At 56.1% G+C, this 255-nt stretch carries 1 rRNA gene; it reads right to left on the bottom strand.

The annotated features are described in order from the left end of the window. Positions 1-255 (bottom strand): 23S ribosomal RNA (locus tag PV403_RS25380); the annotation flags it as partial.

Genomic DNA, 255 nt, shown 5'->3' with positions numbered 1-255 from the left:
CTCCGCTACCCCCACCTCATCCCCGCACTTTTCAACGTGCGTGGGTTCGGGCCTCCAGTGCGTGTTACCGCACCTTCACCCTGGACAGGGGTAGATCACACGGTTTCGGGTCTACGTCCACGTACTACATCGCCCTATTCAGACTCGCTTTCGCTGCGGCTACGGCTTTTCACCTTAACCTTGCACGGGAACGTAACTCGCCGGTTCATTCTACAAAAGGCACGCCATCACCCATAAAACGGGCTCTGACTTTTT

This window comes from Paenibacillus sp. GYB006, from assembly GCF_036577645.1.
Classification (GTDB): Bacteria; Bacillota; Bacilli; order Paenibacillales; family Paenibacillaceae; genus Paenibacillus.
This window is presented reverse-complemented; position numbering and strand designations above follow the sequence as displayed.